The 25,161-nt window shown below is 56.1% G+C and carries 25 protein-coding genes; 7 read left to right on the forward strand and 18 right to left on the reverse strand.

The genetic code is table 11. The features are described from left to right. Positions 1 to 49 precede the first annotated feature (49 nt). The 11 genes from JYE50_RS09210 to JYE50_RS09260 all read right to left on the reverse strand — a co-directional run bounded on the left by JYE50_RS09210 (position 50) and on the right by JYE50_RS09260 (position 9,531). Positions 50 to 640, reverse strand: a complete 591-nt coding sequence (locus JYE50_RS09210; protein ID WP_084095245.1) for a class I SAM-dependent methyltransferase — start codon at positions 638 to 640, stop codon at positions 50 to 52. A 15-nt stretch (positions 641 to 655) separates the two neighbouring features. Then, positions 656 to 1,159: a hypothetical protein gene (locus tag JYE50_RS09215; RefSeq protein WP_304588083.1), complete on the reverse strand. Its 504-nt coding sequence runs from the start codon at positions 1,157 to 1,159 to the stop codon at positions 656 to 658. 13 nt (positions 1,160 to 1,172) lie between these two features. After that, positions 1,173 to 1,613, reverse strand: coding sequence for an Rv1443c family protein (locus tag JYE50_RS09220; protein ID WP_084095247.1), 441 nt, complete (start codon positions 1,611 to 1,613; stop codon positions 1,173 to 1,175). Between the two features lie 30 nt (positions 1,614 to 1,643). Further along, positions 1,644 to 2,627 (reverse strand): ketopantoate reductase family protein, encoded by a 984-nt coding sequence (locus JYE50_RS09225; protein ID WP_084095248.1) that lies wholly within the window; start codon positions 2,625 to 2,627, stop codon positions 1,644 to 1,646. 1 nt (position 2,628) lies between these two features. Further along, positions 2,629 to 3,036: a hypothetical protein gene (locus tag JYE50_RS09230; RefSeq protein WP_084095249.1), complete on the reverse strand. Its 408-nt coding sequence runs from the start codon at positions 3,034 to 3,036 to the stop codon at positions 2,629 to 2,631. Then, on the reverse strand, positions 3,033 to 3,755 hold the full coding sequence (locus tag JYE50_RS09235; RefSeq protein ID WP_084095250.1) for a DUF6796 family protein: 723 nt from the start codon (positions 3,753 to 3,755) through the stop codon (positions 3,033 to 3,035). The genes JYE50_RS09230 and JYE50_RS09235 overlap by 4 nt, the downstream gene beginning before the upstream one ends. Positions 3,756 to 3,975: 220 nt before the next feature. Further along, complete coding sequence (locus JYE50_RS09240; RefSeq protein WP_179138266.1) at positions 3,976 to 5,115, reverse strand: GLUG motif-containing protein; 1,140 nt, start codon at positions 5,113 to 5,115, stop codon at positions 3,976 to 3,978. Positions 5,116 to 5,215: 100 nt separating this feature from the next. Continuing rightward, entirely contained in the window at positions 5,216 to 6,142 is a 927-nt protein-coding gene (locus JYE50_RS09245) for a helix-turn-helix transcriptional regulator (protein ID WP_084095252.1), read from the reverse strand. 25 nt (positions 6,143 to 6,167) lie between these two features. Beyond that, the gene (locus JYE50_RS09250; RefSeq protein ID WP_084095253.1) at positions 6,168 to 6,782 is read right to left on the reverse strand and encodes an L-2-amino-thiazoline-4-carboxylic acid hydrolase; all 615 of its coding nucleotides are present in this window, start codon (positions 6,780 to 6,782) and stop codon (positions 6,168 to 6,170) included. Between the two features lie 114 nt (positions 6,783 to 6,896). After that, positions 6,897 to 8,195: a phosphopyruvate hydratase gene (gene eno / locus JYE50_RS09255; protein WP_084095254.1), complete on the reverse strand. Its 1,299-nt coding sequence runs from the start codon at positions 8,193 to 8,195 to the stop codon at positions 6,897 to 6,899. 226 nt (positions 8,196 to 8,421) lie between these two features. After that, a complete protein-coding gene (locus JYE50_RS09260; protein WP_084095255.1) occupies positions 8,422 to 9,531 on the reverse strand; it encodes an FMN-binding protein in 1,110 nt (369 codons plus the stop codon). A gap of 323 nt (positions 9,532 to 9,854) precedes the next feature. Between JYE50_RS09260 and JYE50_RS09265 the strand changes: the two genes are divergently transcribed. Both JYE50_RS09265 and JYE50_RS09270 read left to right on the forward strand, forming a co-directional pair. Then, on the forward strand, positions 9,855 to 10,553 hold the full coding sequence (locus JYE50_RS09265) for an SH3 domain-containing protein (RefSeq protein ID WP_179138267.1): 699 nt from the start codon (positions 9,855 to 9,857) through the stop codon (positions 10,551 to 10,553). A 30-nt stretch (positions 10,554 to 10,583) separates the two neighbouring features. Then, the gene (locus JYE50_RS09270; protein ID WP_084095257.1) at positions 10,584 to 11,129 is read left to right on the forward strand and encodes a hypothetical protein; all 546 of its coding nucleotides are present in this window, start codon (positions 10,584 to 10,586) and stop codon (positions 11,127 to 11,129) included. A 58-nt stretch (positions 11,130 to 11,187) separates the two neighbouring features. On the opposite strand, the gene JYE50_RS09275 is transcribed toward JYE50_RS09270, so the two are convergent. Together JYE50_RS09275 and JYE50_RS09280 are read right to left on the reverse strand one after the other, a co-directional pair. Next, positions 11,188 to 13,485 (reverse strand): ABC transporter permease, encoded by a 2,298-nt coding sequence (locus JYE50_RS09275; protein ID WP_084095258.1) that lies wholly within the window; start codon positions 13,483 to 13,485, stop codon positions 11,188 to 11,190. Between the two features lie 137 nt (positions 13,486 to 13,622). Next, positions 13,623 to 14,324 carry an ABC transporter ATP-binding protein gene (locus JYE50_RS09280; protein ID WP_084095259.1) on the reverse strand — a complete coding sequence of 234 codons (702 nt, stop codon included), beginning with the start codon at positions 14,322 to 14,324 and terminating at the stop codon, positions 13,623 to 13,625. A gap of 305 nt (positions 14,325 to 14,629) precedes the next feature. Between JYE50_RS09280 and JYE50_RS09285 the strand changes: the two genes are divergently transcribed. The 5 genes from JYE50_RS09285 (at position 14,630) to JYE50_RS09305 (ending at position 20,812) form a co-directional block, all read left to right on the forward strand. Continuing rightward, on the forward strand, positions 14,630 to 15,244 hold the full coding sequence (locus JYE50_RS09285) for a TetR/AcrR family transcriptional regulator (protein WP_084095260.1): 615 nt from the start codon (positions 14,630 to 14,632) through the stop codon (positions 15,242 to 15,244). 82 nt (positions 15,245 to 15,326) lie between these two features. Continuing rightward, complete coding sequence (locus JYE50_RS09290) at positions 15,327 to 17,090, forward strand: ABC transporter ATP-binding protein (protein WP_084095261.1); 1,764 nt, start codon at positions 15,327 to 15,329, stop codon at positions 17,088 to 17,090. Further along, complete coding sequence (locus tag JYE50_RS09295) at positions 17,083 to 18,819, forward strand: ABC transporter ATP-binding protein (RefSeq protein ID WP_143763572.1); 1,737 nt, start codon at positions 17,083 to 17,085, stop codon at positions 18,817 to 18,819. The genes JYE50_RS09290 and JYE50_RS09295 overlap by 8 nt, the downstream gene beginning before the upstream one ends. Positions 18,820 to 18,878: 59 nt before the next feature. Continuing rightward, entirely contained in the window at positions 18,879 to 20,138 is a 1,260-nt protein-coding gene (locus tag JYE50_RS09300; protein WP_179138268.1) for a GLUG motif-containing protein, read from the forward strand. Positions 20,139 to 20,167: 29 nt separating this feature from the next. Beyond that, positions 20,168 to 20,812 carry an L-2-amino-thiazoline-4-carboxylic acid hydrolase gene (locus JYE50_RS09305; RefSeq protein WP_084095263.1) on the forward strand — a complete coding sequence of 215 codons (645 nt, stop codon included), beginning with the start codon at positions 20,168 to 20,170 and terminating at the stop codon, positions 20,810 to 20,812. Positions 20,813 to 20,886: 74 nt separating this feature from the next. Here the strand turns inward: JYE50_RS09305 and JYE50_RS09310 are convergent, their stop codons facing one another. The 5 genes from JYE50_RS09310 to JYE50_RS09330 all read right to left on the reverse strand — a co-directional run bounded on the left by JYE50_RS09310 (position 20,887) and on the right by JYE50_RS09330 (position 25,161). Further along, on the reverse strand, positions 20,887 to 21,522 hold the full coding sequence (locus JYE50_RS09310) for an L-2-amino-thiazoline-4-carboxylic acid hydrolase (RefSeq protein ID WP_084095264.1): 636 nt from the start codon (positions 21,520 to 21,522) through the stop codon (positions 20,887 to 20,889). 60 nt (positions 21,523 to 21,582) lie between these two features. Beyond that, a complete protein-coding gene (locus JYE50_RS09315; RefSeq protein WP_084095265.1) occupies positions 21,583 to 22,356 on the reverse strand; it encodes an alpha/beta fold hydrolase in 774 nt (257 codons plus the stop codon). Continuing rightward, the gene (locus JYE50_RS09320; protein WP_084095266.1) at positions 22,353 to 22,964 is read right to left on the reverse strand and encodes a class I SAM-dependent methyltransferase; all 612 of its coding nucleotides are present in this window, start codon (positions 22,962 to 22,964) and stop codon (positions 22,353 to 22,355) included. Before JYE50_RS09320 ends, JYE50_RS09315 begins: the two co-directional genes overlap by 4 nt. A gap of 12 nt (positions 22,965 to 22,976) precedes the next feature. Beyond that, entirely contained in the window at positions 22,977 to 23,609 is a 633-nt protein-coding gene (locus JYE50_RS09325; protein ID WP_084095267.1) for an L-2-amino-thiazoline-4-carboxylic acid hydrolase, read from the reverse strand. A 268-nt stretch (positions 23,610 to 23,877) separates the two neighbouring features. Next, the gene (locus JYE50_RS09330) at positions 23,878 to 25,161 is read right to left on the reverse strand and encodes a M26 family metallopeptidase (RefSeq protein WP_084095268.1); all 1,284 of its coding nucleotides are present in this window, start codon (positions 25,159 to 25,161) and stop codon (positions 23,878 to 23,880) included.

Consider the following 25,161-nt stretch of genomic DNA (forward strand, 5'->3'; position numbering starts at 1 on the left):
CCTCCATTCCCGAATCTGCTTACATCAATTTTCCGATCAGCCGGTACAATCATTCCTCCGGTTTCTGAAATTTGAAGCAGAAATCGAGTCCTGCGTAGTTGCACCTTCTGACCGTTGTAAAGCCGCTCCTGCCTGCCTGCTGTTCAAACTCCTTCATCGTGAACAGCGGCTCCTCCGCGTGATTCCATTGCAGGAAGAAGTCCGTCAGATGAACCCCTTTCCTCGTCAGATCGTTGATGTACATCTCGCCGCCGGGCCGCAGGACCCGGAAGGCTTCATCCAGGAAGCGCCGCCACCCCTCCACATGGTGCAGGATCATAAAGTCCACGATCATGTCGAAGCTTTCATCCTCAAACCGGCTCAGATCGGCTGCGTCTCCCAGGACGAACCGCGCGTCCGGCAGGGCAAGCGCCTCCGCCTTTTCCAGCTGTTCCGGCATGATATCCATACCGGTATAGCTTTTCGGATGGTCCTTGACGATCAGGGACGCGGAATAGCCGGATCCGCATCCGACCTCCAGAACATCTTTCCCGGTAAAATCCATGCCCCAGGCCTTAAAACCGCCGATTTCCATATGCTCGTTGATCCATTTGCGCCAGCCGGTCTGCATGGCGTCGTATTCTTTCAGGCTCAGTTTCATGCTAGGCGCCTCCTCTTATCCCAATAAGCTGCAGATCCAGGCCGCGATGGCCGAAGCCGCCGGGAATATGACCAGCAGCTTCAGCAGCTGGCTTTTCAGATTATAGCCGTACTTTTTCGGGGGATACACGCTTTCCGTCTCCGGATAGTAGTGCTGGAAGAAACGGAACTTCATCAGCAGGAAGTAATCAAAGCAGACCATGTCGTAAACTTTGTAGATGGTAAAAATCAGCACAAACCTTGTAAAAAACTGCCAAAAGCCGAATCCGCTCCTGAAGCCGTCCCAGATGGAAACAACCCCTGTGCCCAGGATCATGAGAATGCTGAAGATTATGAGCGTCCAGCCGATTTTTCTGGCGCCGTAAAACAGTTCTTTTTCGCGGGGAAGCACCGCCTCCCTCGCTTCCCTGGGTGCAGACGAAAAAAACTCCTTCTTCTGGACAAACGCCACGGCGGACAGCAGCATCAGCGTAATCGCCGTGCAGAACACAATTGCCAGGAATATTGTCAGCAGCATCATTATCCCTCCGGTTTTATTTTTTCACACCGGCCAGCAGCCGGATCCATTTCCTCTGCCGGTGACGGTAAAAAGCATTTGCCCAAAGCCAGATAAAAAACGTTTTCCATCCTGCCCGGATTTCCACCCGGTCCGTATATTCCGTATGCTGTTCATCCAGCTTTTTCAGCACAATATCATGATTCCAGACCGGCACATGCGCATTGCTTTCCCGGCTGCTGATCCCCTGCGGATCAACCCGGATCACCCGGATTGTATGGATTCCGAAGGGAATCAGGCAAAAGAGCCTGAATCTGTATGACGAGACACCGCCGGCATTCCATACCGGTGTCACCGCGCCCACAGGCTCAAAAGCCGCGTAAGGGGCTGCAATATACTGCAGTGTCTTCAGTTCCTGCAGTTTGCTGTACACCAGCTCCTGTCCCGCGGGAAAAACGGATGTTTTCCGTACAATCATTCTGCCGTTTCTTCCTTTCCCTGCCCGGCCTTACTTTCTTTCATACTGCTCCCGGATTTTCTCCCAGGATGGTGCGGCTTTTTTCAGTTCTTTCCAGTTGGTCATCGGTTCATCCGGCGCCTTTGCGATAATCCCCTCAAAGGCTTTATCCAGCAGTTCCATCTCTTCCCAGGCGTTCCGGCAGTGGGCGCAGGCAATCAGGTCGCCCATTTCGGTTTTGGACATCAGGAAATAGACAAACTGCATCAGTCTGCCCTTCACGCCCTGCCCGTAGTATTTTTCGTCCCCGGACGGGAGAATCGGGATTCCCTGTGCCTTCAGCATCCCGAATGCTTCCCGGGATGCAAGGCGCATCTGCCTGCGCTGTTTCCCTGTGGCCGTGCGAAGATTTCCTCCGCAGGCGTAGGTCGCGTAGCCGATCGGCAGGATCGCCGCCAGATGGCAGGTCAGGTAAGCCTCCATGTCCGGCTGCCACCGGAGGGTATAGCCGCTTCCGGCGAATACGGCTTCCAGCTGTTTCCGGGTCTTTTCATCCGGCGTTGCGTGCAGTCCGCCGATGTCCATATTGCCGGTGCCGAGGCGTTCACAGACCAGCAGCCCGTTTTCCCGGTCCCGTTTCCCGGCCGTTGCCTGGAACGCAAACAGGATTTGCTTCGGACAGGTTGTTTTTGCCAGGATGGTCTCCTGCATTCCGGCTGCGTTCATGTTGTTGCCAACCATCACAACCAGCGGCGCGTTCACCGCTGCCAGCGGCTCCAGAATGGCGCCGATCCGGTGGTAAGGCATCACTGCGAAAACAACGTCGTATGCCTGTTCGGGAGTGATCTCCCCGATCACTTCAGGATGATCCAGCGTTTCCCTGTGCTGCAGGTGATGCCGGATCCGAAGTCCGTTCCGCTGCAGCTGTTCCTTCCATTCTCCCCGGGCCAGCATGGTCACGTCATTTCCGGCGGAACACAGCACATGAGCCAGATAACTTCCGATCACGCCGGAACCGTATACAAGCACTTTCATCTCATGCTTCCTTCTTTCGAAATCCTTGATAGATCAGTCCGGCAAAAAGCCCGCAAAGCGCCGCTCCTCCCAGCATCCACAGGGGAAGGTTTCCGTTTGCCTTCAGGCAGATTCCGGTTACCGAAACGGGAACGCCGATGATTCCGGCGGCGGTTAACGCTCCGAAGCCGCGGAGCAGCCGTTTCCGCGGAAGAATCCTGTCCAGCTTTGCGATCCGTTCGCTGATAATTTCAGCCACCCCAAGCACCATCAGGACAGCCGGCAGCAGGGCCAGGGCGGAAAACAGGCTGATCCCCTGCGCCAGGCATTTCCAGGTACAGATCAGCCAGATAATCCATCCGGTATTGCCTGGAATATCGTAAGTCCACCAGCGGGCTTCAGAAATCCCGGTCTCATACAGATCATTCATTTCCCCTGCTCCTTCCTGGCATACTTCATCGTCAGCAGCAGTCCGCCCATCATCCAGATATTCCCGACGCTGATCCATCCGGCGGTCAGCGCGTTGCGAAGTGCGGAATCCGGGGCAAACTTCAGCAGCATCGTCAGCGCCTGTCCGACCGGCAGACAGAAAACCCAGCACCAGCGGGGATAGGGCGTCAGTCCTTTGGCAAAGGCCGCAATATGCGCCCAGGAATGAATCAGCCAGAAGAGGAGGAACAGGATCGTGGCCGGCAGCAGGAAATACAGGCCGAAGCGGATGCTCAGCTCCAGAGCGTTTTCCAGGCTGGTCTCATGAAGGTGCCGGTAAACAAACACAGCAGCCAGGCACGGCACATGCACGCCGCACCCGCCGAAGATCAGGTAGCCGAATATGCCGGTCCGGTAAAGGTGCGCGTAATGCATGGACCGGGAGGCGATCAGCCGGTAGATGGCAAAATAGCACAGTCCCTCCAGCGGAATACCGATCAGGCCCAGGAACGCGGACCAGAACATCCGGCTGTCGGAAAGCGTCAGGTAGGAGGACAGGAATCCCTCCAGCCCTGCTTTTTCCGGATCGTGCACGCCCCATCCCAGCAGCATGTCACCGGCCAGCACTATAAACCCTGCCAGCAGGCCGATGATCATCAGTTTCCTGATCCGTATCCAGTCCGGTTTATGATCAATGCCAATATCATTGTAGGATGCCATAGCAGCGTTTCTCCTTGTCTGTTTCCTGGAATCGGAATGTCCGCCGGGATGCCGGATTGTCCTTTTCCCTTTTCGTTTCGATAAGTTAGTCATAACTTACCTGATTCATTATATGCAAGCCTCCGCGGAATGCAAAGCTTCCGCCGATATAGTCAATAGCACGCAAAAAGGCTGCCGCGCAAATGCGGCAGCCTTCGCTGTTCATTCTGCTGTCTTCCGGTTATGCAACGTCAGCATTCTCCCCGGAAACAGTCATTTCATCCCTGCATTCCACGGAAACCGCGCAGGCAGGATCGCCGACAACCGTGTCCGTGTTTTCGCCGCCGCCGGCAATGGTGCCGGAAACGGAACAATCCTTGATTTCAAAGGAAGACATCATGTCGCTTCCCTCCATCATTTCCTTGCCGCCGCCGATCAGTCCGCCGACCGCTTTCGTTGTGCCGGAAACGGTAATCGATACATTTTCCACAGTGCATCCGGTAATCTGCGCGGGCGCGGACGGATCATAGGTGCCGCCGAAGCCCAGCAGGCCGCCCACCAGGCGGTTCCCTTCGCCGGTAACGGTAATGGCTGTGCCGCTTACCTTGCAGTTTTTGATTTCAGGAGCGCCCCAGGGTGCGCCGCAGATGGAGCCGATGCCCCAGATCGCGTTTCCTTCCGCCGTGATGCTGCCGCCCGCTGCCTGGCAGCCGGCAATCGGGCTCATGGTCGTACCGCCGGCGATGAGTCCGGCGCAGGCGCCGTCATCACCCGTAACGGTAATATCGGCGGTGGCTGTGCAGTCAGAGATCAGGTCGAAACCTGTTCCCACAATGCCGCCGATGCCCTGGGCGCCGCTCAGTTTGTTTTCGCCCTTCAGTGTAATGCCGGAAACCTTACAGTTCATGAACTGCAGGCCAACCGCGCCGCCCACAAGGTAGAAGCCGGAAACGTCAATATTCTCCAGCGTGAAATTGCCGATAAAGGCGCTTCCGTTTTCCGTTCCGGACACGCAGCCGAACAGTCCCGCGCCCATAGGCGCGGCAGCCGTCACCTTCAGGTTGGAAATGGTATGTCCGGCACCGTCAAACGTCCCGGTAAAGGCATAGTCAGGATGCGGAACCTCCGCGTCTTCCGGCGCGTCGGAGAGGGACCGGAAAGCGCCGATCGGTTCCCAGTTTTCATATCCGGCCAGGTCAATATCCGCCGTCAGGATATAGTGGCCGCCCAGGTTCTCCCGGATCAGGTTCAGCTGCTCCGCGTCGGCAATCTGCCAGGGATCTTCCGCCGTTCCGCTTCCGCCGGCAAAGCCGTTATCCGCGAACGCAGTCATTGTCAGCGCCATCAGCAGCGCCAGGGTCAAACAAAGGATCTTTTTCACCAAAGGAACCCTCCTTGTCATTTTGTGCCATAAGTGTATCCCCGGTGTTAGCCTTATCAAACCCCAAATTCCGCCTCTTTCTGCCCAAAAACAGGCAGTTTCAGCTCGTCCTGTATTCCCTGGGAAGAATGCCGAAGCGCTTCCGGAAATCGGCGGAAAACTGGCTCGGTTTCGCGTATCCGACCCTTTCGGCAATCTCGCAGACCGGAACGCCGGCCTCGTGCAGCAGTTCTATCCCCTTCTGCATCCGTGCTTCGATCACATAGGCGTGCAGCGAAGTCCCGCAGACCTGTTTGAACGCCCTTGTCAGTTTGGACGCGCTCATACAGTACTCCCGCGCAAGCGACGCTATGTCCGGTACCGCGGCAGGATCCCCGTCTATTCTCTCCCTGATTGCGTCAATGATTGTCAGGTCGTCGTGATGCAGCCCGCGGGATGCAGCCGGTTCCCCCAGGGCTGATTCAAGGCAGTATGACAGGCTTTCCAGCAAATGCGCTTCCAGGCGCATCATTTCAAACCCGTTATGAACCGATTCCAGCGATCCGATCTCATGCAGGCTTCGCCGGATAGCCGCATTGATGGGAAAAGACCTGCCCTGCAGGATCTGCGTCATCTTCTGCGGTTCCCGGAAATGGCAGCCGATCATCCCGGTAAATTGTTCCGCCGGAACAGCCACCGACAGGAAGGAGAACGGCAAATTGCCCTGGTAACACATTCTTTCTGTGGAACCGTCTGCGGCGCAGAAACACGCTTCATTATGATCCAGGCGCATCGTTCCCCGGTCCGAAGTCCATTCCACCCCGTTTCCCGTACAGAACAGGAGCCGCATCTCATCTCCGCCGCGTCCCTGAACAAATGTGTCCCGGTGGAATTCCATATTCCAGGCTGAAAGGGAATACCTGCGCGTGTCCAGCCGCGTGATGCGTCCCTTCCCCGTTTCCGCGGGGAAATCGACGGCCAGGGCCGGCGTTTCCCGGATCTGCCGGTATAGCCGGAGCAGTTCGTCATCCATCTGTGCTTTACTCATCTGGCTTTTCTTTCCTCATGCATTATCAGAATCCGCCGGATTTCTTTCCTGTCCTTCTCATCCGGTAGTCGCAGCAGTCATCCCCTTCTGCCAGGGATTTTGTTCTCCTGTAATCCATGCCGCGGATACCGGTCATATATTCTTTGTCCATGCAGCAGATCATCTGTGCCGCCTCAGGCACTCCCAGTACTTTTGCCTTGTCGCAGATCGGGCAGCTGATCACGTCAAGGCGGCACTCTTCCGTGGTAACAACCATATTCTTTGTCCCGTACCCGTCGCTCATCTTCCCGGCAAGCTTATCCATATGCTTCCACATGAGCGCCGGCACTCCCGGCAAGGCCGTGATTCTTCTGAAGATCTTCCTGACCCGCTGCCCGAATTGTTTTCCGTAAGCGCGGGTAACCCCGAGCGCGTCTCCCGGCGCGTACTGCTCAACAGCCTGGTATATGGCCGCCGCCGGAAAAGTAAACATTCTGCTTGTCTTATCCGCCTCCGGTTCCGCCGTTTCAAATGTCCGGAGTTTCCCTCCGGCCTCCTCCCATATGGCGGAGGCCTTTTCTTTCCCGTACCTGCGAACCAGTTCTTTCTTTAGCTTCTTATACACAAAGGACTGATCAAGCTGATTTTTTCTTCGCCGCATGATTTCACCCCCGTTCCTGAACCGTTTTCATCCGCGGCGGTCGTTCACTCATCTGAAAGTGAAAAGTCCGCCGGTGTCTGCCGGCGGACTGTCCGATAACCGGTTTCAGAATGATTACTTCTTCACCCCAAAGGCGTCGAATCCGGGATAAACAGCGTTTTCACCCAGGCTTTCCTCAATGCGCAGCAGCTGGTTGTACTTCGCCACGCGCTCGGAGCGGCTCGGTGCGCCCGTCTTGATCTGCCGGGTGTTCAGGGCCACGGCCAGGTCCGCGATGGTGGTGTCCTCCGTCTCGCCGCTGCGGTGGGAAGTCACGGCGGTGTATCCGGCCTTGTGGGCCATCTTGATGGCTTCCAGCGTCTCGGAAACGGAACCGATCTGATTCAGCTTGATCAGGATGGAGTTGGCGCAGCCCAGTTTGATGCCCTTGGCCAGGCGCTCCGTGTTGGTCACAAACAGGTCGTCGCCCACCAGCTGCACCCGGTCGCCCAGCTTCGCGGTCATCTTCTGCCAGCCTTCCCAGTCTTCCTCATCCAGGCCGTCCTCGATGGAGATAATCGGGTACTTGTCGATCAGGGATTCCCAATGGGCGATCAGCTCATCGGAAGTGAAGTCCTTGCCGGACTTGGGCTGATGGTAGTATCCCTTGCCCTTCTCGCTCTTCCACTCGGAGGAAGCGGCGTCCATGGCCAGCACGAAATCCTTTCCGGGTTCGTATCCGGCGTCCTTCACAGCCTGCAGGATATGTTCAATCGTATCCTCGTCGCTCTTCAGGTTGGGGGCAAAGCCGCCTTCATCGCCGACGGCGGTGGTTTCGCCTTCCGCCTTCAGCAACTTCTGCAGGGCATGGAAAACCTCCGTGCACATCCGCAGACCTTCACGGAAAGAAGAAGCGCCCGCGGGCATAATCATGAATTCCTGCGTATCCACAGAGTTGGAGGCATGCGCACCGCCGTTGAGGATGTTCATCATGGGAACCGGCAGGTTGTTGCCCTGCACGCCGCCCAGGAACTGGTGCAGCGTTACGCCCAGGCCTTCCGCCGCCGCCTTCGCGGCAGCGATGGAAACCGCCAGGATCGCGTTAGCGCCCAGTTTGGACTTATCCTTCGTTCCGTCCGCCTTCAGCATGGCGCCATCCACGGCGTAGGTGTCCCGGACGTCGATGCCCTGGAGCACATCGTTGATCACAGTATTCACATTGTTCACAGCCTTGGAAACGCCCTTGCCGCCGAAACGGCTCTTGTCGCCGTCCCGCAGCTCCAGCGCTTCAAACTCACCGGTGGAAGCGCCGGAAGGAGCCGCGCCGCGTCCGACAATCCCGCTGGCAAGGGTCACCTCCGCCTCCACGGTGGGATTGCCGCGGGAGTCGATAATTTCACGTCCTGTAACCTTGGTAATGGCAAAGCTGTTCATGTTCTTTCATCCTTTCCTGCTGGTTTAATCATGGAAAAAAGCCGGGCGCCCGGGAAGAAGCGGAAACAGACCCGGATGCCCGGCCCAGGTATTCAAGGAGTCGGCGAATACCTGATATTTGGTGGAAGAGGTCGTCTTCCGGATAGAATACTATCATCCGATAGTTAGTCTTGTCAAACTATTTGCTTAATTGGGAAATATCAGGCAAATCCTTACTCCGTCAGCGTCATTCCGCCGCCTTGGTGTAGGAAAAGGAAAGCTCCGGATAACCGAAGGCCGCAACCGTCACGGTATAGTTTTTTCCGGCTTCGAACAGCGGGTTTTCATCGCCGTTGCGGGCCTTCACCACGCCGTCGGCGTTCAGCACACCGTTCTCATCCAGGGCAATAAAGTTGCCCACCGTACCGTGATGGCCGACGATTTCCTGTTCCACAGGCTTCTCCGCGCCTTCCGCCAGAATCTGCACATGCTGCAGATTTTCCAGGTAGTCCGCCATGGAGCCGGAGGCCAGGACGATCTTCTCCCCGTCAAAGGAAAGGTCATCCGCTTTCAGTCCGCTGTCAATGATGAAGTAAGGCGCCTGCGCTGCCGCGGGACCGCCTTCGAAGGAGGGAGAACGGTACTTTCCGCTGTTGTCAATGACGTTCACATAGTAGTAACCGGCTTTCAGGGCGGCGATATCATTGAAGGCAATCTTCACCTTTCCGCCGGCCGCTTCCACGGTGTAACTGTCGGCAGGAATGATTTCCTCATTGCGCACGCCCCGGCGGATGTCCAGCACCTGCAGATCAAAATCCTCCGGCAGGGCATTGGTCAGGATCACGGTGTTTCCGTCGATCTGATCCAGCGGGAGGGCGGAGCCTTCCACAGCCAGGAAGGTTTTGCCCGCCTTGCCTTCAAAGGCGTTGATTACCGCCTCCTGGGCGGCGGCGCTGACCATGGTGGCGCCGGAAACGGCATCCACGCCCGCGCTCATATCCATGGCTTTGACTTCTTCCAGGGTCTTGCCGACGAACTTTTCCAGCAGGCCGCCGTTCACCGCCGCGTCAAAGAAGGGCTTGTTTTTATTGGCCCAGAATTCCTCGTTCCCTTCCTGCACGGAACCGGCTGCACCTGTGCCGTTGTCCTTCACGGCGGTGATCACGCCGCTGTCGTCAACCTCCACCGTCAGCTTCACATTGTAGAAGGGCGGATGGATAAAGGGAGCCGTGGACGGATAGTTGCGCTGGTCCACGTTGGCGTCACCTTCCAGGGTTTTGTCCGCCAGGGCGGCGCCTGCGCACGCTGCCAGGCAGAGAACCAGGATCAGGGAAAGAACCGAACGGAGTGTTTTCATGAGAGATCCTCCTCAAATCAATATAATTAGTTATTTCTAACTCTCGTTTTCAAGAAAAGCCATGTGGTATCGTCTTCACGTTCACCGCACGGCATCCTTCCTATTAGTCAGAACTAACATTCGGATCCTATCATGAACCAGGCCCGTTTGTCAATGTAGTTTTCAGTCAATATCATCCCCGTTTCCTGTATCCTTTCAGTTTTTTTCCGCTTTGGGAATAAAATGCGCATCCGTTCCGTTTTTTTGGTATAATCGGTATGATCGAAACAATACATGATCTGCCGGATATATTGACGTCCGTTCCGCATAAGGAGGGTATTTCAATGAACAAAAAGCTGCTTTCCCTGCTGCTCGCGCTGACGCTGGTCCTGGGACTTGCCGCCGCCTTTGCCGATAACGGCATCGGCCAGTCCGCCGCCAGCAACAGCAGTAATGTTTATCCCTATCTGGAAGCATCGGCTATGGTCATGTATGTCTATACAGACAACGGCCAGGGCCTGAATGTCCGAAGCGCGCCCCGCGTAGCAAACAACATCATTGCCGTTGCTCCCTATGGTTCCAGAATGCAGGTGCTCCGTTTCCTGGAAAACGGCTGGGCCAGCGTTGTCTGGGATCGTTTCGGCGAGGCTTATGTCCAGAGCAGATTCCTGCAGTGGGATGAGCCGGCTCCCCTGTATACCGCCGCTCCTTCCCCGCGTCCCACAGTCATTCCGACCGCTGTTCCCACCGCGGCGCCTTACGTTCCCGTTCCGGCCTACACTGATACGATTGCGGTGCTGAACGCGGAATTCCGGACCGCCCGTCTGGTAGCTCCCTTTGTGGTCAGTGTCCGCCCCTCCCGTGCCAGCGGATGGGTTAACATGCGCTGGGCTCCCAGCAAGGATACTGAAGTTCTCGCCACCTACCGCAGCGGTGCCCAGCTGACGGTGATTGCCGAAACCCAGAGCTGGTACCAGGTAACCGATCCCAACACGGAAGCCACCGGTTTCATTATGAAAAACTACGTGACCCGTCTGAACTGATCAGACCCGTAGATAAGGAGGTAATACCCCATGAAAAAGCTTTTATCCCTGTTTCTTTGCGCCGCACTGCTGCTGGCCAGCGTTTCCGCTTTTGCCGGCAGTGACGCTTCAATCGATTTCCAGGACCGCCTGCAGCTTCGCGGCACGCTGCCCGATGGATACAAGTGCACCATTCTCTCCCAAAGTGACCTGACCATGGAATGCGCTGTAATCAGTGACAATCCCGCGGCTCCCCGCCTGAACATCTTTATTTCCTTCAACGAAAGCTACGCCAGTGCACAGCGTCTGGGTGACCTGGATGCGGAAACCCTGGAATGGATTAAATCCGGCTTCAGCGAAGAGAATACCGTCACCTTTGACATGTTTGAAACCGCTTCCGGCGTCAGCCTGCTGCTGGTCCGGGAAACCGGTGAAGACCAGGACTTCCTGGACTTCTATACCGTCTGCCAGGGCCATGAGATCGAACTGACACTGGTCGCCGGGGATGAAGCCCCCGGCCTGGCCCTGACCGAAGAACAGATCACCAATTGTATGGAACTCATGCGCAGCCTGGATATCCTGCCTGTGCAGGGATAATCCAAACCGTATAACAAGGCCCGGATCCGTCATGGATCCGGGCCTTGTTCTGTCCTCTTTATTCTTCCGTTTTCAGCGCGGCCACCATATCAATCGACCGGTTCTTCCGGGCGACCATCAGTCCGACGATCAGGGAAACCCCGAAGGTCAGCAGGATGGAGAGCAGGTAGGTTGCCGGACCCAGCGTCAGCTTCATCTCATATTCCGAAGCCAGGGCGGTCAGCAGGTACTGCAGCACGCCGACGCCGGCAGGCAGGCCGATTAGGATTCCGATCACGGTCAGCCACAGGTTCTGGCTGATCAGGAGCCGGCCGATCTTGCTGTTTTTGAACCCGACCACCTTCAGCGTCGCCATCTCCCGGTACCGCTCCGTATAGCTCATGACGCCCAGGTTGTACAGGACCACAATTCCCAGCGCCACCGCCGCGATCACCAGCAGCCAGATCATCTTGTCCATCAGGTCAATGAAGGTCCCGAAGGAATCCATAATGGACTGCTTGCTCTGGGTGTTCAGGATATGCTTGTCCGTCTCCACTTCCGTTTCGTCCGTGAAGACCGCGTTGACCGTGTAGGAGATCCCCGCCGATTCCGCGCAGGCCCGGGTCATCATCACGCTCTCGCTCAGGCACTTGCAGATTCCGGCCACCCGGACCGTATAGCTTTCATCCGTCCCGTAGGGGGAAAAGGTCAGGCTGTCCCCCGCTGCCAGGCCGTGCGTCTGCGCCACCCGCTCGCCGATGTACGCCCCGTCGTCCGTCAGGGCAATCACGTTCATATCCTGGTCCGCGAACCGGATCCGGTCATGGGTAATCTCATAGACTTCCAGGGTGTATCCTTTGTCTCCGATCTGCACGCTCCGCTGCGCTACCCAGTCTCCGTTATATTTCTCTGCCAGGGCCAGGGCTTCCTCATTGGTAATGTTTTCCGCGTCCAGGTTGATTTTGGTCGTATAATTGTTTGCCTGGTCAAAGAACACGTCCATAAAGGAATTCAATGTGTCCTTCATGCCCATGCCGCCTACCAGCAGCACCATGCATCCTACCACGCCGAACAGTGTCATCCAGGACCGGGATTTATGCCGCAGCAGATCCCGCAGGTTCCATTTGATCCCGAAGCCCAGGGCTTTGAAGCGTTTTGTCTCCTCCACAGCCAGGTGCTTCATCCGTTTGGGTGTATAAGGCCGAAGCGCGTCCGCCGCCGTACCCTGCAGCATCTTCCGCACGGAAAGAAAACCGATCAGGGTCAGGAATACGTTGATCAGTATGATTACCAGCCAGCTGAAGGGCGGCGCGTACAGCGTCCAGTGGAGCATATCCAGGTAGGTGGCCATGGCGCTGTCCGGATTCAGGATGAACAGGCCCAGCCCATAACCGATCGCCATACCCAGTAGCGATCCGATCAGTCCGATGATCAGCGCGTATGAAGTATAGTGAATCAGGATCCGTCTGTTCCTGAATCCCAGTGCCTTCATGGTGCCGATCTGTCGTTTCTCGCTGGCCGTGATCCGGTGCATGGTAGTCACCATGGTCAGGATGGCAATAGCCAGGAACAGCACCGGCAGGATAGATCCCATGGTTTTGCCTTCATCCACCTCGCCCTGGGCTTCCGACCAGGTAAAGCTTTCATCCCTGGACAGCACCAGCAGTGTCCGTCCCAGCGCCTTGTCCAGCTTTTCCACAAAATCCGCCTTCTCCAGGCTGCTCTTCACGTTCAGCTGCATATACAGCGATCCGCCCGTAAACATCCGGGCCATGGCAGGGATCGCGTTATCCATCATCTTCGGAGAGATAAATCCGAAGCCGTGGGAGTTATAGTCCGGCATCATCTGGGTCTCATCCGGCAGGCAGATCAGGTATTCGCTGGATTTGACGAGGCCCTTTACGGTACCAGTCACCTCGATCATCTTGTAGGTCAGGCTCATGCTGTCACCCAGCTGAATCCCGTTTGCCGCGGCATACCGGTCTGAAAGCCAGATCCCGTCCTCGCTTTCCGGGTCATAGGCTTCCCCGGAGGTTACCAGCAGGCCGGAAACTTTCGGATTCTCCACCACGGTCATGGCCAGGGTGTCTTCGGTTCCTTTTACCGCCGTCACCACGGACAGGTACCGTGTGGCATCCTCCACGCCGTCTATTTCCAGTACTTTCTGCAGGTCCTCCTCGCTGAAGGCCTTTTCGGCATAAACCCGGTAATCCGAATAACCGGTCGCTTCATAAATCTCTGTCAGGTTCTTTTCCAGGCTGTACCATTCAATGTTGAATCCCAGGAACACCCCGACACCCAGGGCGATCATCAGCACCATGGAAATAAACTGTGCCTTGTAATGCCACAGCGTCCTGAATAACTTCTTTATCAGCATAAAAACTCAATCCTTTTCATTCTGACCTTATAAACGAATCCTCAGAATTCAATATTTCATTCTGAATCAGTAAAACATTTTCATTCTGCATCCTGCATTCTGCATTGCAGAAGATGAATGTCACATTCATCTTCTGCTCACCAGTCCACTTCTTCGACTGTCATCGGCTTCTCCTGCTCTTCGCAGGACTTAATTTTCCCGTTCTTCACCCGTATCACCACGTCCGCCATCTTCGCGATGTTCTGGTTATGCGTCACAATGATGATCGTCTTGTTCATATCCCTGGCCATGGAAAGCAGCAGCTTCAGCACCATCACGCCGGTTTCGGAGTCCAGCGCGCCGGTAGGCTCGTCGCACAGCAGGATCCGGGGGTTTTTCGCCAGCGCCCGGGCAATGGAAACCCGCTGCTGTTCACCGCCGGACAGTTCGGAAGGAAACTGATGGATGTGATCCGCCAGGCCGACTTCCCGTAGCATGTCATGACTGCTCAGGGGATTTTTTGCGATTTCCTTGACCAGCGCGACATTTTCAATCACGGTCAGGGTGGGAATCAGGTTGTAGCTCTGAAACACAAAACCCACGGTTTCCGCCCGGTAATCCGCCAGCTCGTTTTCCGTCAGGGTGGAAATATCCCTTCCGTCCACGGTGATGGTTCCCTCTGTCGGGCTGTCCAGTCCGCCCAGCAGGTTCAGCAGCGTGCTTTTGCCTGCGCCGCTGGGACCGAGCACTACGATAAACTTTCCTTCTTCAAGGGAAAGATCCACGTGGTCCAGCGCCCGCTGCTCGTGATCGCCGTTGCGGTAAACCCTCGATACATCCTTCAGTTCCACAATACCCATCTTTGTTTTTCTCCTCCTGTTTGCTCTCTTTCCTCCGGGCCGACGTCAGTTGTTTGTCTGATTTTGTCTTCTTTTATTAGTTGCATCTAACTTTGAACCCCAAAGGAAGCTGCTCCCGTCTCAGAAGCAGCCGATGCATGACTTTTCACATGCCTGATATTGTATACCATGAAAGACTATGATTGTCAAGTGCAAACGTTTGTTTTAGATGGATCTAATTTGTTCTTGACAAGCTTCTTCAATCCGGTTATTCTATCCGTCGGAAGCGAACAGTGTTCACTTAAATGGATGGAAGGAGGCGCCTTATGGCACGCGACAAATCCGCTCATCATGAAAAGATCATCGCAGCAGCCCGGGAGGAGTTCATGACTTACGGTTTTACGGACGCCTCCATGCGGCGGATTGCCGCCGCCGCGGGTATGAGCGTTGCCGGCCTGTACAAGCATTTTACCTCCAAGGAGGAAATGTTCGCCGCCCTTGTGGAACCTGCCTGCCAGGGGCTGATCAGCCTCTACCGGCTGGAGGAAGCTGAAGAACAGGCAGCCCTGCAGACCGAATCCCTGGGGGATAAGTGGAGCCAGGGCGGGGACGCGAAAATGGCCATGATCTTTATCTATGAACATCTGGACGCCTTTCGCCTGCTGATCTGCAAATCCCGGGGCACCCGGTATGAATCCTTCCTGCATGATCTGTCGGAGGCAGAGGAAAAAATCACCCTGGATATGATGTCTCTCCTGCGGGAACAGGGGATGCCGATCAGGGAAGTGGATCCGGAGGAATTTCACCTGCTCGTCACCGCCAATATCGATGCTGTCTTCCAGGCGGTCATCCATGATTTCTCCCGGGAACAGGCCATGCATTACGCCGATACCCTGGATGCGTTCTTTGCCCGGGGCTGGCAGGCGCTTTTCGGTTACTGAGCCCCTTTATTTTTCGTAACATCGGGGCGCTTTTTTTTGCCCCTGTTGTTAGCCAATTCTAACTTAGGAGGTCGATCTTCCCATGTCAAAACAGGCAAAAGCCCGTAAACGCAGCACCTTCAGCTGGGTGATGGAGTTTGCGGGCGCCCGCAGGAGCAGCTACGTTATCAGCGTGCTGCTGGCAGTCGCCAACGTAGTCTGCGGTTTTATTCCCTTCCTTTACCTTGCGAACATTGTCCGGAGGCTGCTTGAAGGCACAGCGGATTTTTCCTACTGCCTGAACCAGATCCTGTATATGGGGTTGTTCTGGGTGCTGAGCCGGCTGTTCCACACTTTCTCCACCACCATGTCCCATAAGGCCACCTTTGAAGTGCTGGCCGGGATCCGCCGGCAGTTAACCCGAAAGCTGGCCCGGATGCCCCTGGGCGACGTGCTGGACGAATCCTCCGGTTCCTATAAAAACATCATCGTCGAGCGCGTGGATTCCATGGAAACCACCCTGGCCCACATGATCCCCGAAGTGACGTCCAACCTCCTGATCCCCTTTGTCATCTTCGGTTATATGGTCAGCATCGACTGGCGCCTGGCGCTGCTGTCCCTCCTGACGGTGCCGGTCGGCTTTACCTGCTTCGGCCTGATGATGCGCGGCATGAAAGCTGACTTCACCAACACCATCGTCAAGACCAAGGCGCTGAATGACACCGCCGTGGAATACATCAACGGCATCGAGGTGATCAAGGCCTTCGGCAAGGCAAAAACCAGCTACGACAAGTTCGTAAACGCCGCGAAGGAGGGCGCTGACTGCTTCATTGAATGGATGCGCCGCTGCAATGTGTACCAGAATACCGCCATGGCAGTCCTGCCGGCTACGCTGCTGCCCCTGCTGCCCTTTGGCGTCAGCTACTTCATGAACGGAGCCGTTACCGCGCCGGACCTGGTGATGCTGATCATCCTTGCCATGGGCCTGATCACGCCCTTCATCATGGCCTCCAACTACATGGATGACCTGAGCAAGTGCGGCACCATCATCGGGGAAGTCACAAACATCCTGACCAAGCCGGAGCTGGAACGTCCGGAACGGCTGGCCCAGGCCCCCGTCGGCACCACCATCTGCCTGAAGGATGTGCATTTTGCCTATAAAAAAGAAGAAGTCCTCCACGGTGTAAACCTGACCATTGAGGAAGGTACTGTGAATGCCCTGGTCGGTCCATCCGGTTCAGGCAAAAGCACTATCGCCAAGCTGATTGCCTCCTTCTGGGATGTGGACAGCGGTGAGATCACTTTCGGCGGCACTGACATCCGGAAGATCCCGCTGGATGACTATCAGAAAGAGATTGCCTTTGTTTCCCAGGATAATTACCTGTTTGATATGAGCGTCATGGAAAACATCCGTCTGGGCAATCCCAGGGCGACGGATGAACAGGTGATTGAAGCGGCCAAAGCCTGCGGCTGCCATGATTTCATCATGAATCTTGAAAACGGATATCAGACGGTCTGCGGCGGCGCAGGCGGACATCTGTCCGGCGGTGAACGCCAGCGGATTTCCATTGCCCGCGCCATGCTGAAAAACGCGCCTGTCATCATCCTGGACGAAGCCACCGCTTATACCGATCCGGAGAACGAAGCGCTGGTCCAGCACAGCGTCGCAAAACTGGTCAAAGGCCGCACGCTGCTGGTTATCGCCCACCGTCTGTCCACCATTGCCTCCGCCGATCAGATCATCCTGATCAACAAGGGACAGGTCGAAGCCGCCGGAACCCAGCAGGAGCTGCTGGACAGCAGTGACCTGTACCGGAGCATGTGGCAGGCGCATATTGCCGCGAAGGAGGCTGAAGACGTTGCTTAAGATTCTGAAGGAATATTTTGATTTCTGCAACCGGGAAGACCGTCACAAATTCCACCTGGCCGTCATTCTCGGTGTGTTCCGCGCCATGTTCTCCGCCCTGCGCATTACCGCCGTCGCGGTCGTGGTCCAGGGGCTCATTGAGGGTCAGCTGACCTCCCGCCACCTGTGGCTCTCCTTTGGCATTATGGCAGTTTCCGTTCTGGGCCAGATCATGGTCACCCTGAAAACCACCATGCTCCAGTGTGAAGCCGGCTATCATTCCTGCTGCAACAAGCGCATTGAGATTGCCGAGCATCTGCGTTACCTGCCCATGGGTTTCTTCAACCGCAATTCCCTGGGTGCCATCACCAACGTGACCACCAACACCATGGAATCCCTGGCGGACGTAGCTGCCCGCATCGTCATGGTCACCACCCAGGGCATTCTGACCACTTCCGTCATTGCCGTCTTTGTGCTGGCCTTTGACTGGCGCATCGGCCTGGTCCTGGTGGCCGGCATTCTTCTCTTCCTGCTGTTCAACTCCCGGATGCAGAAAGCCACCGTTCCCCTGGCTTCCCGGAAGCACAACGCGGATGAAGACCTGGTTTCCCAGGTGATCGAATATGTCCAGGGCATTGCCGAAGTCAAGAACTATTCCATGACCGACAGCCGGGCGAAGAAGCTGGACGCCGCCATCAATGAAAAGCGGGATACGGATACCGCCGTGGAATTCACCGTCATGCCCTGGGTCACCATCCAGAACATCACCACCAAGCTGACCGGCATGGTGATGAGTATTCTTGCCCTGAAATTCTATTTTGACGGCACCATGCCGCTGCTCTACTGCATCATGATGATGATCTCCGCCTTCATGGTCTTTGAAAGCCTGGAGGCCATGGGTTCCTTCTCCGCCCTGCTGCGAACCGTCCATGTAGCTGTGACAAAGACAAAGGAAATCATGGATATGCCGCCCATGGATATTGACGGAGCGGACATCACTCCCGCCAGACGGGATATTGAGCTGAAGAACGTGGACTTCTCCTACGACCGGAAAAAGATCATCGACAATGTGTCCCTGACCATTCCGGAAAAGACCACCACCGCCTTCGTAGGTCCCTCCGGCGGCGGCAAAACCACCCTGTGCCACCTCATGGCCCGGTTCTGGGACGTGCAGGGCGGCCAGGTGCTCCTGGGCGGCCGAAACGTGAAGGATTACAGTTTCGACTCCCTGATGAAAAACTTCAGTTTCGTGTTCCAGAACGTCTATCTGTTTGAGGATACCATTGCCAATAATATCCGTTTCGGTGAGCCGGGTGCCTCCATGGACCGGGTCATTGAAGCGGCAAAGAAAGCCCGCTGCCATGACTTCATCATGGCGCTTCCGGAAGGTTATCAGACCGTCATCGGCGAAGGCGGTGCCAGCCTCTCCGGCGGTGAAAAACAGCGCATTTCCATTGCCCGTGCGATCATGAAGAACGCTCCGGTCATCATCCTGGATGAAGCCACAGCCAACGTTGACCCGGAAAGCGAGACCGAGCTGACCGCGGCTATTGAGGAACTGACAAAGGAAAAGACGATCATCATGATCGCCCACCGGCTGAAGACTGTCCGGAACGCGGACCAGATCTTCGTGATCGACAACGGTAAGATTGCCCAGCACGGCACCCATGACGAGCTGATCCGGAAGAACGGCATCTACAAAACCTTCGTGGAAGGCCGTCAGGAAGCCGCATCCTGGAAAATTGCCTGATTCCCGGTGTCCCCGCGAAAGCGATGACATACAAAACAATTTTCAAGGAGGTACCTCTTATGAGAAGGTTACTTTCAACTCTTTTAGCCCTTGCGCTGGCCCTTGGCCTTTGCGCGGCTTCCGCTGAAACAACTCCCTTTGCGGGCGGAAGCGGAACTGAAACGGATCCCTGGCAGATCGCCACAGCGGACCAGCTGCTGGCCATGGCGAACGCTGTGAATGACGGCAGTGCGGGCGGATACTACGGCGCCTTCTTTGCCCTCACAGAGGACATCGACCTGGCCGGCATGGAATGGCAGCCCATCGGACGGATGGATATGACCGACCAGAGCAATGTGAACTTCATGTTCATGGGTGTCTTTGACGGACAGGGCCATACCATTTCCAATGTTACCTTCACCTCCGGAGATCCCATCGTTGGCGGCGGAATCTTCGGCATGAGCCTGGGTGAAGTGAAAAACCTGAACGCGAAGAACATCACCGTCACCTGCACGAACGGCTTCTCCAATGCTATCGGCGCCGTGGTGGGCTATAACATGGGCATGGTTCACGATGTAACCCTGTCCGGGGAAAACAGCGTTACCGGTGTCAACTGTGTCGGCGGTATTACCGGCGGTAATAACGGCGCTGTTTACAACTGCTCCGTGGATGGAACAGCCATTCACGTACTGGGAGACAATGATTTCCCCGAAGGCCGTATCGTCCAGGCGGACGTCGCGGAGTGCGGCGGCCTGGTCATCGGCGGCAGCTTCGGAGGCAGCATTGACAATTGCACCGCAAAGGGCACCGTCACCGCTGAAGGCAATGAACCCATCGCCCTGGGCGGTATCGCCGGATGCCTGGAAATGATGGATACCGTTTCCAACTGTACTGCGGACGTTACCATTACCACCGTCAACGGCGGCCATGCCATCGGCGGCCTGTGCGGTTTCGGCGGTTCTCACTCCAACGGCAGTATCATCGCGGAAGCGGAAGGAGTCGTAACAACAAAGTATCCTTCTGAGATCATCAACTGCAGCGTAACAGCTGTGATCAACGCTCCCGGAGCCACCCATGTGGGCGGCCTGTTCGGCACCGGCCTGTATTTCTACGGTGAAGAAACTGCTTTCAAGGTCGTTAACTGTACCGTAAAAGCAGACATTACCGGAGCTGTAACTCCCGGAGCCGTTGCCGGCCGTTCCGTCAACAGCGTCATTGAAAGCTGCGTAACAGACGCAACGCTGGATGGTGAAGCACTGACTGCAGAAACCGGTGAAACCGCCGTGATGTATGAAAGTGCTGATCAGGGCGGGGAAGAAGCCGCGGATGACGCCGCTTAACCCCCGCAAGCAGAAAGAGGTATCATGTCATGATGAAATACAAAGGCTCCTACCTGCGGCTCTTTTCCATGCTGCTTCGGAAGCATCTGAAAAAAGCCTATGGTAAGGAGGTCACCCGCCGGGCGCTGAAAAACGCGCCTGGCATTTACCGGGAAATGCTCACCCAGGTGGATGATATTGGTTCGGACAATCCCATGGCCAGCAATATCTATATGTGTTTTGTCCTCATGGCCGTCTGGAAAGGCGCGGAAGGAGCCATCTCTCCCGACAGCTTCCGCCCCGTGATCCGGGACATGGTCAAAAGCCCCATGGTCACCAAAATACTTGGCAAAAGGGATATGAACCGGCCCGAGGATATCCGGGAATCCCTGAAAGGGCTTTACGAAAAGAAAGAATGGGCAGACAGCCGTCCGCAGTACCGGGATAAGACCTGGGATTACAATATTGATGAAACAAAGCACCGGGACGGCGTTTTCTATTATTTCACCAACTGCCCGCTGAACAATTACGCACGGAAATACGGTTTCATGGAGATCCTGCCCGTTTGCTGCGAGCTGGACTACCTGATCACCGAAGCCAACCACGCGGTCCTGCACAGGGAACAGACCCTTGCTTCCGGCGGAAGCATGTGCGATTACTGGGTTGTTCCCGACAAAATCAAAGATCCCCGGTAATCCCGGATCAAAAGACATACCGGCACGATTCTCTCCCGATCGTGCCGGTATTTTTCTTTTGTTTTCCTGTCCGGTCAGATGCTTTCAAACCGCTCCCAGCCGTCCCCGGCGTCCGTTTTGTGGCGGACAAAGTCAAAGTCGCAGCAATCGCCGCCCTGGCAGAGGGTTTTCGTCCTCCTGAAATCCGTATAGGGCAGCTTTCCGAAGTTGATCACGTCCGAATGGCAGAACATCGCACCCAGCTTCATCAGGTTCTGCTCGCTGAAAATGTGCCAGTACACACATTCCCGGCACTCAAAGTGAAACCGGTCCTTCGGATCCTCCTTCAGATGCCAGGTGTATTTCCAGCCGGCGCCGCTGCCGTGGCGGAACCCGAAGGGCAGGATCTTCTTCATCATCGGAAGAAAGAAGGACCGCCGGGCCATCTTCTGGTAGGATTCCGGCGTCAAAGCGCCCCACATGGCTTCGGAAATGATCCGGTAGGCCTCCGGCTCGCTTTCCCCGTGCATCTGCAGCACCTCGTACAGGGCGATGGTGGTCAGGATCTGGGCAATATGCTTGTAGTTGCCCCTGTCGCACCACTTTTCCTCTTCCTTCAGCAGCACCAGCATCCGGCTGTACACATCCTGCCGCACTTCCTCCGGCAGCGTCGGGAACAGCTTTCTGTACCGGCTGATCTTCACCAGGTTCTCCGGTGTATAGGTCTTCATGCGTCCTCCAGCACTCTGAATTCTGAATTATGAATTCTGAATTATGAATTCCGTTTCGGTTTACCGCATGCATTCCGCAATGGCGTCCAGCACCGGCTGCCGCCACTGTTTCTGGAACAGCCAGGCCTCATGCTGCATGTCGAACCGCAGCAGCTCCGGATCCCGGAAATGCTGCAGGTACCGCTTTTCGTATTTCGGTCCCATCTTCAGGGCATAGATCACGTGCACCCTTGTGCCTTCCGCGTGAAGGTCATTCCCCAGGGGCGTCACATAATCGGAGTAATATTCCCGGCCCACCGTCTTCGGGTGCAGCGAGGCGATGCTCCGGGCGAACTGTTCCATGAATTCGTTCGTCTCCGCGTCGTTGTCCACGCCGAAGGCTTTCACCAGCAGCTTCTTCAGCTTTTCCTTCTTTTTTTCGTTCTTTCCGGCATTTCCGATCAGCCTGCCCACAAGCCCTGTCATGATCCTGCCCGTCAGGGGACTTCCCTGGTCCAGGTCAGACCCGCCGATGAACACATGGTCCATGTGGATCCTTCCCCTCTCCAGCAGCAGCCCCGCGAAGCTTCCGCCCAGGGAGGAGCCGTAGGCGCCGTCCACCCGGCCGCCGTGATTCTCCAGGATGTAATCCTCAATCTTCCCCGTCACGGTCAGCATATCGGTAAACGGCTTGCTGCTGTCCCCGTCGAAACCGTCATAGTTGACACAGATCAGATGGTACTGTTCCTTTAGGTCCTCCAGTACCTCACGGAAATTGATTTCCCAGGTGCAGCCCGTTCCCGGCAGCAGCACCAGGGTCTTTCCTGACCTGTTTCCCGTCTCGGTGATCTTCATTTCTTCTCCGCCTCCCGGCATTCCGTGTACATCAGGGCGATCCGCGCCGCCATCTCCCTGCTGAATTCCACCTTCCAGCCGTTGTCCTCCAGGAACTTCAGGTATTCCTGCGCGGACCACTGGTGTTCAAACCGGATCCCCGCGATCCGCAGGATCCGGGACCAGATGCGGCTGCCCAGGGTCCCATTATGCTCCACAAACGTCGGAGCAATCAGCAGTCCGCCCGGCCGCAGCACGCGGCTGATCTCCCGCAGCGCCTTCTGCGGATCCGGCACAATGTGCAAGGCATTGGCAATCAGCACCGCGTCAAAGCTGCTGTCCGCGTAGGGCAGATTCATGGCGTCCGCCACCTCAAATTCCAGGTTGGCAGGCCGCGGCCCTTTCTTTGCCTCGGCGATCATGCCGTCGGAATAGTCCGTGGCGACCATCCGCTTTGCCGCCGGAGCCACGTGCCTGGCCAGCAGCCCGGGGCCGGTGGCGATTTCCAGCACCTCCATATCCCGGATCTTCTGCGGGATGCGCTCGTACATAAAGTTGTATATCTTCTGGTCCGCCTTCATCGCCTGCTTATAAATCGGCGCGTACAGGTCCCAAATCTTTTTCTTCATTGCAGCACGTCCTCAGTTCAGTTTCTTATATCCGCAGTCGCAGTACGGCCCTCCGGACGCCAGGGTGTATTCCCGCACAAACCGGCTTGCTCCGCTCGCTTCTGCCATGGTGTAGTCCAGCCTGCACATGGCCGGAACGTATTCATAAAGGTTCAGTTCCTTCATCAGCCGGCAGATCCCGCACCGGAAGAACCTGGCCTCGTACCCGGAGCCGTCTTTATACGGAATGTACATCATGTTCCAGGAATAGGGATTCCGGTCCGCCGCCCGCAGTGCTTCCGTTTTCTTCATTTCCTCAATATCCTTCGTGCTGAACTTTTTTTTGCCGGTAAGCCGGCAGAAAAAGCGCATGGCGGGAATCATCATGGACCGGTTGTAAAACTCCGTCATCTGTTCCACCGAAGGCCTGGGCCTGATGTGCAGGCAGAAAGCTGAAAACACAGCGCAGTTCACAATGTTCATTTTGAACCGGTCGCCCTTTTCAAATTCCGGCAGTTTCCGGATCAGCATCCGGTAATCCTTTTTTGCCTTTTCCGTTATTTCTCCGGCACTCTCCCGGTCATACCCCAGCACATCGCCCAGGTTTTTCCGGAAGGAATTCCTGAACAGCATCCACATGCCTGCCGGCATCCCCGCGTATCTCATTTTCCCCGCGCCTCTTTCTGTTCCGCTCTTTTTCCGGTCTTGTTTGTTATATAAGTCTATATCCGTCTTTCGTAACCGGTTCCTGCTTTATTGTCAGTTTCTGGCAATCTTTACCTTTTGTTTGTTAGTTCTTGCTAACGTCATAGGAGTATAGCACTCTTTCCGCGGAAAAGGAAGGGGCTTCCGCACAGAAAAAGGAGAATTTCAGGAAAAAGAAAGAGTGCCGCCCGTCACAGGCGGCACTCCTCCCGGTCATGCAGGATTTTGCTTACTTCATTTCAGGAACCTGGGCCACGGTTTTCGCGTCGGCGTATTCGGAGCCGTCTGCCAGGTAAATCTTCACATCCGCGGTACTGTTGATGCAGTCCGCTGCGATTCCGGATTCCGTAATATCCAGGATTTTGCCGTCGGCGCCTATGAACTGGCTGCCGACTGCCTGGCCGATCAGGAGACCCGTAGCTTTTTCAGCCGGGTTTTCCGCGTCTGTGTTAATCTTCACATTCACAGCCTTGCAGCCGTCAATCAGGAAACTCTGGGGTGTACCTCCCTCGGAGAATCCGCCGCCGACGAAGCCGCCGACAAAAGGAATGCCGTCCATAATGCTGATTTCCACATTTTCCACTGCGCAGCCGCAGATCTGCATCCGTTTCGCGTCCGGTTCGGCCAGCACGTTGCCGCAGGCGCCGGTCAGGCCGCCGACATATGATCCCTTGCCGCTGACGGTGATTTTGCTGTCGGTCACAGCGCAGTTCTTCACATACCATTCATCGGGATTGTAATCATCCAGATTGACGCAGCCGGACAGGCCGCCGATCCAGGCGCCTTCCGTCATATCGAAAGCCGGAACCTCACCAAGCACCGCGGTGATCGTGGAATTACGGACTGTGCAGTTCTCCAGCGCAGGCTTGGAGAATCCGCCGCCGAAAATGCCGGAGTTGCCGCCGGGTGCTGCTGTGATGTCGGTGTTTTCCACGCTGCAGTTCACACAGGCGGAGCAGGTCAGGCCGCCGATCAGTCCGCCGGCCATCACCATGGTGCTTTCCACGTTGTTGCGGTCCGCCGCGGTCAGGTGCACGTTGTCAATTGTGCAGCGGAATGCGTATCCGATCACGCCGCCGACCAGCATGTTGCCCTTCACCCGGATATCCTTCACCGTCAGGTTCTTCACCGTGCCGCCTTCGCCCACGCAGGGGAACAAGCCGACGCCGAAGAAGTGCGCCCCGTCTTCGGTGGCGTCAATCGTCAGGTTGGAAATTGTATGGCCGTTTCCGTCAAAGCTTCCTGTAAAGGCATATTCCGCTACCGGATCCTCGCCTTCCTCGCTCTTTTCGTCCATCATATAAACGCCGATCATGGGGAAGTTTTCATAGCCGGATAGATCGATATCCGCGGTCAGTACGTAGCTGCCCGCCAGGTCGTTGTTCACCGCGATCAGGTCTTCAGCTGTGGCAATCTCTTTGACTGCCGTTTTTTCAGCGGCTTCCGCCGCGCCACCTGCGGCCAGGCTCAGGGCCAAGGCCAGGGCGGTCATCAGACTCAACAGTTTTTTCAT

The sequence above is a fragment of the Aristaeella lactis genome (genome assembly GCF_018118585.1).
Lineage (GTDB): Bacteria > Bacillota > Clostridia > Christensenellales > Aristaeellaceae > Aristaeella > Aristaeella lactis.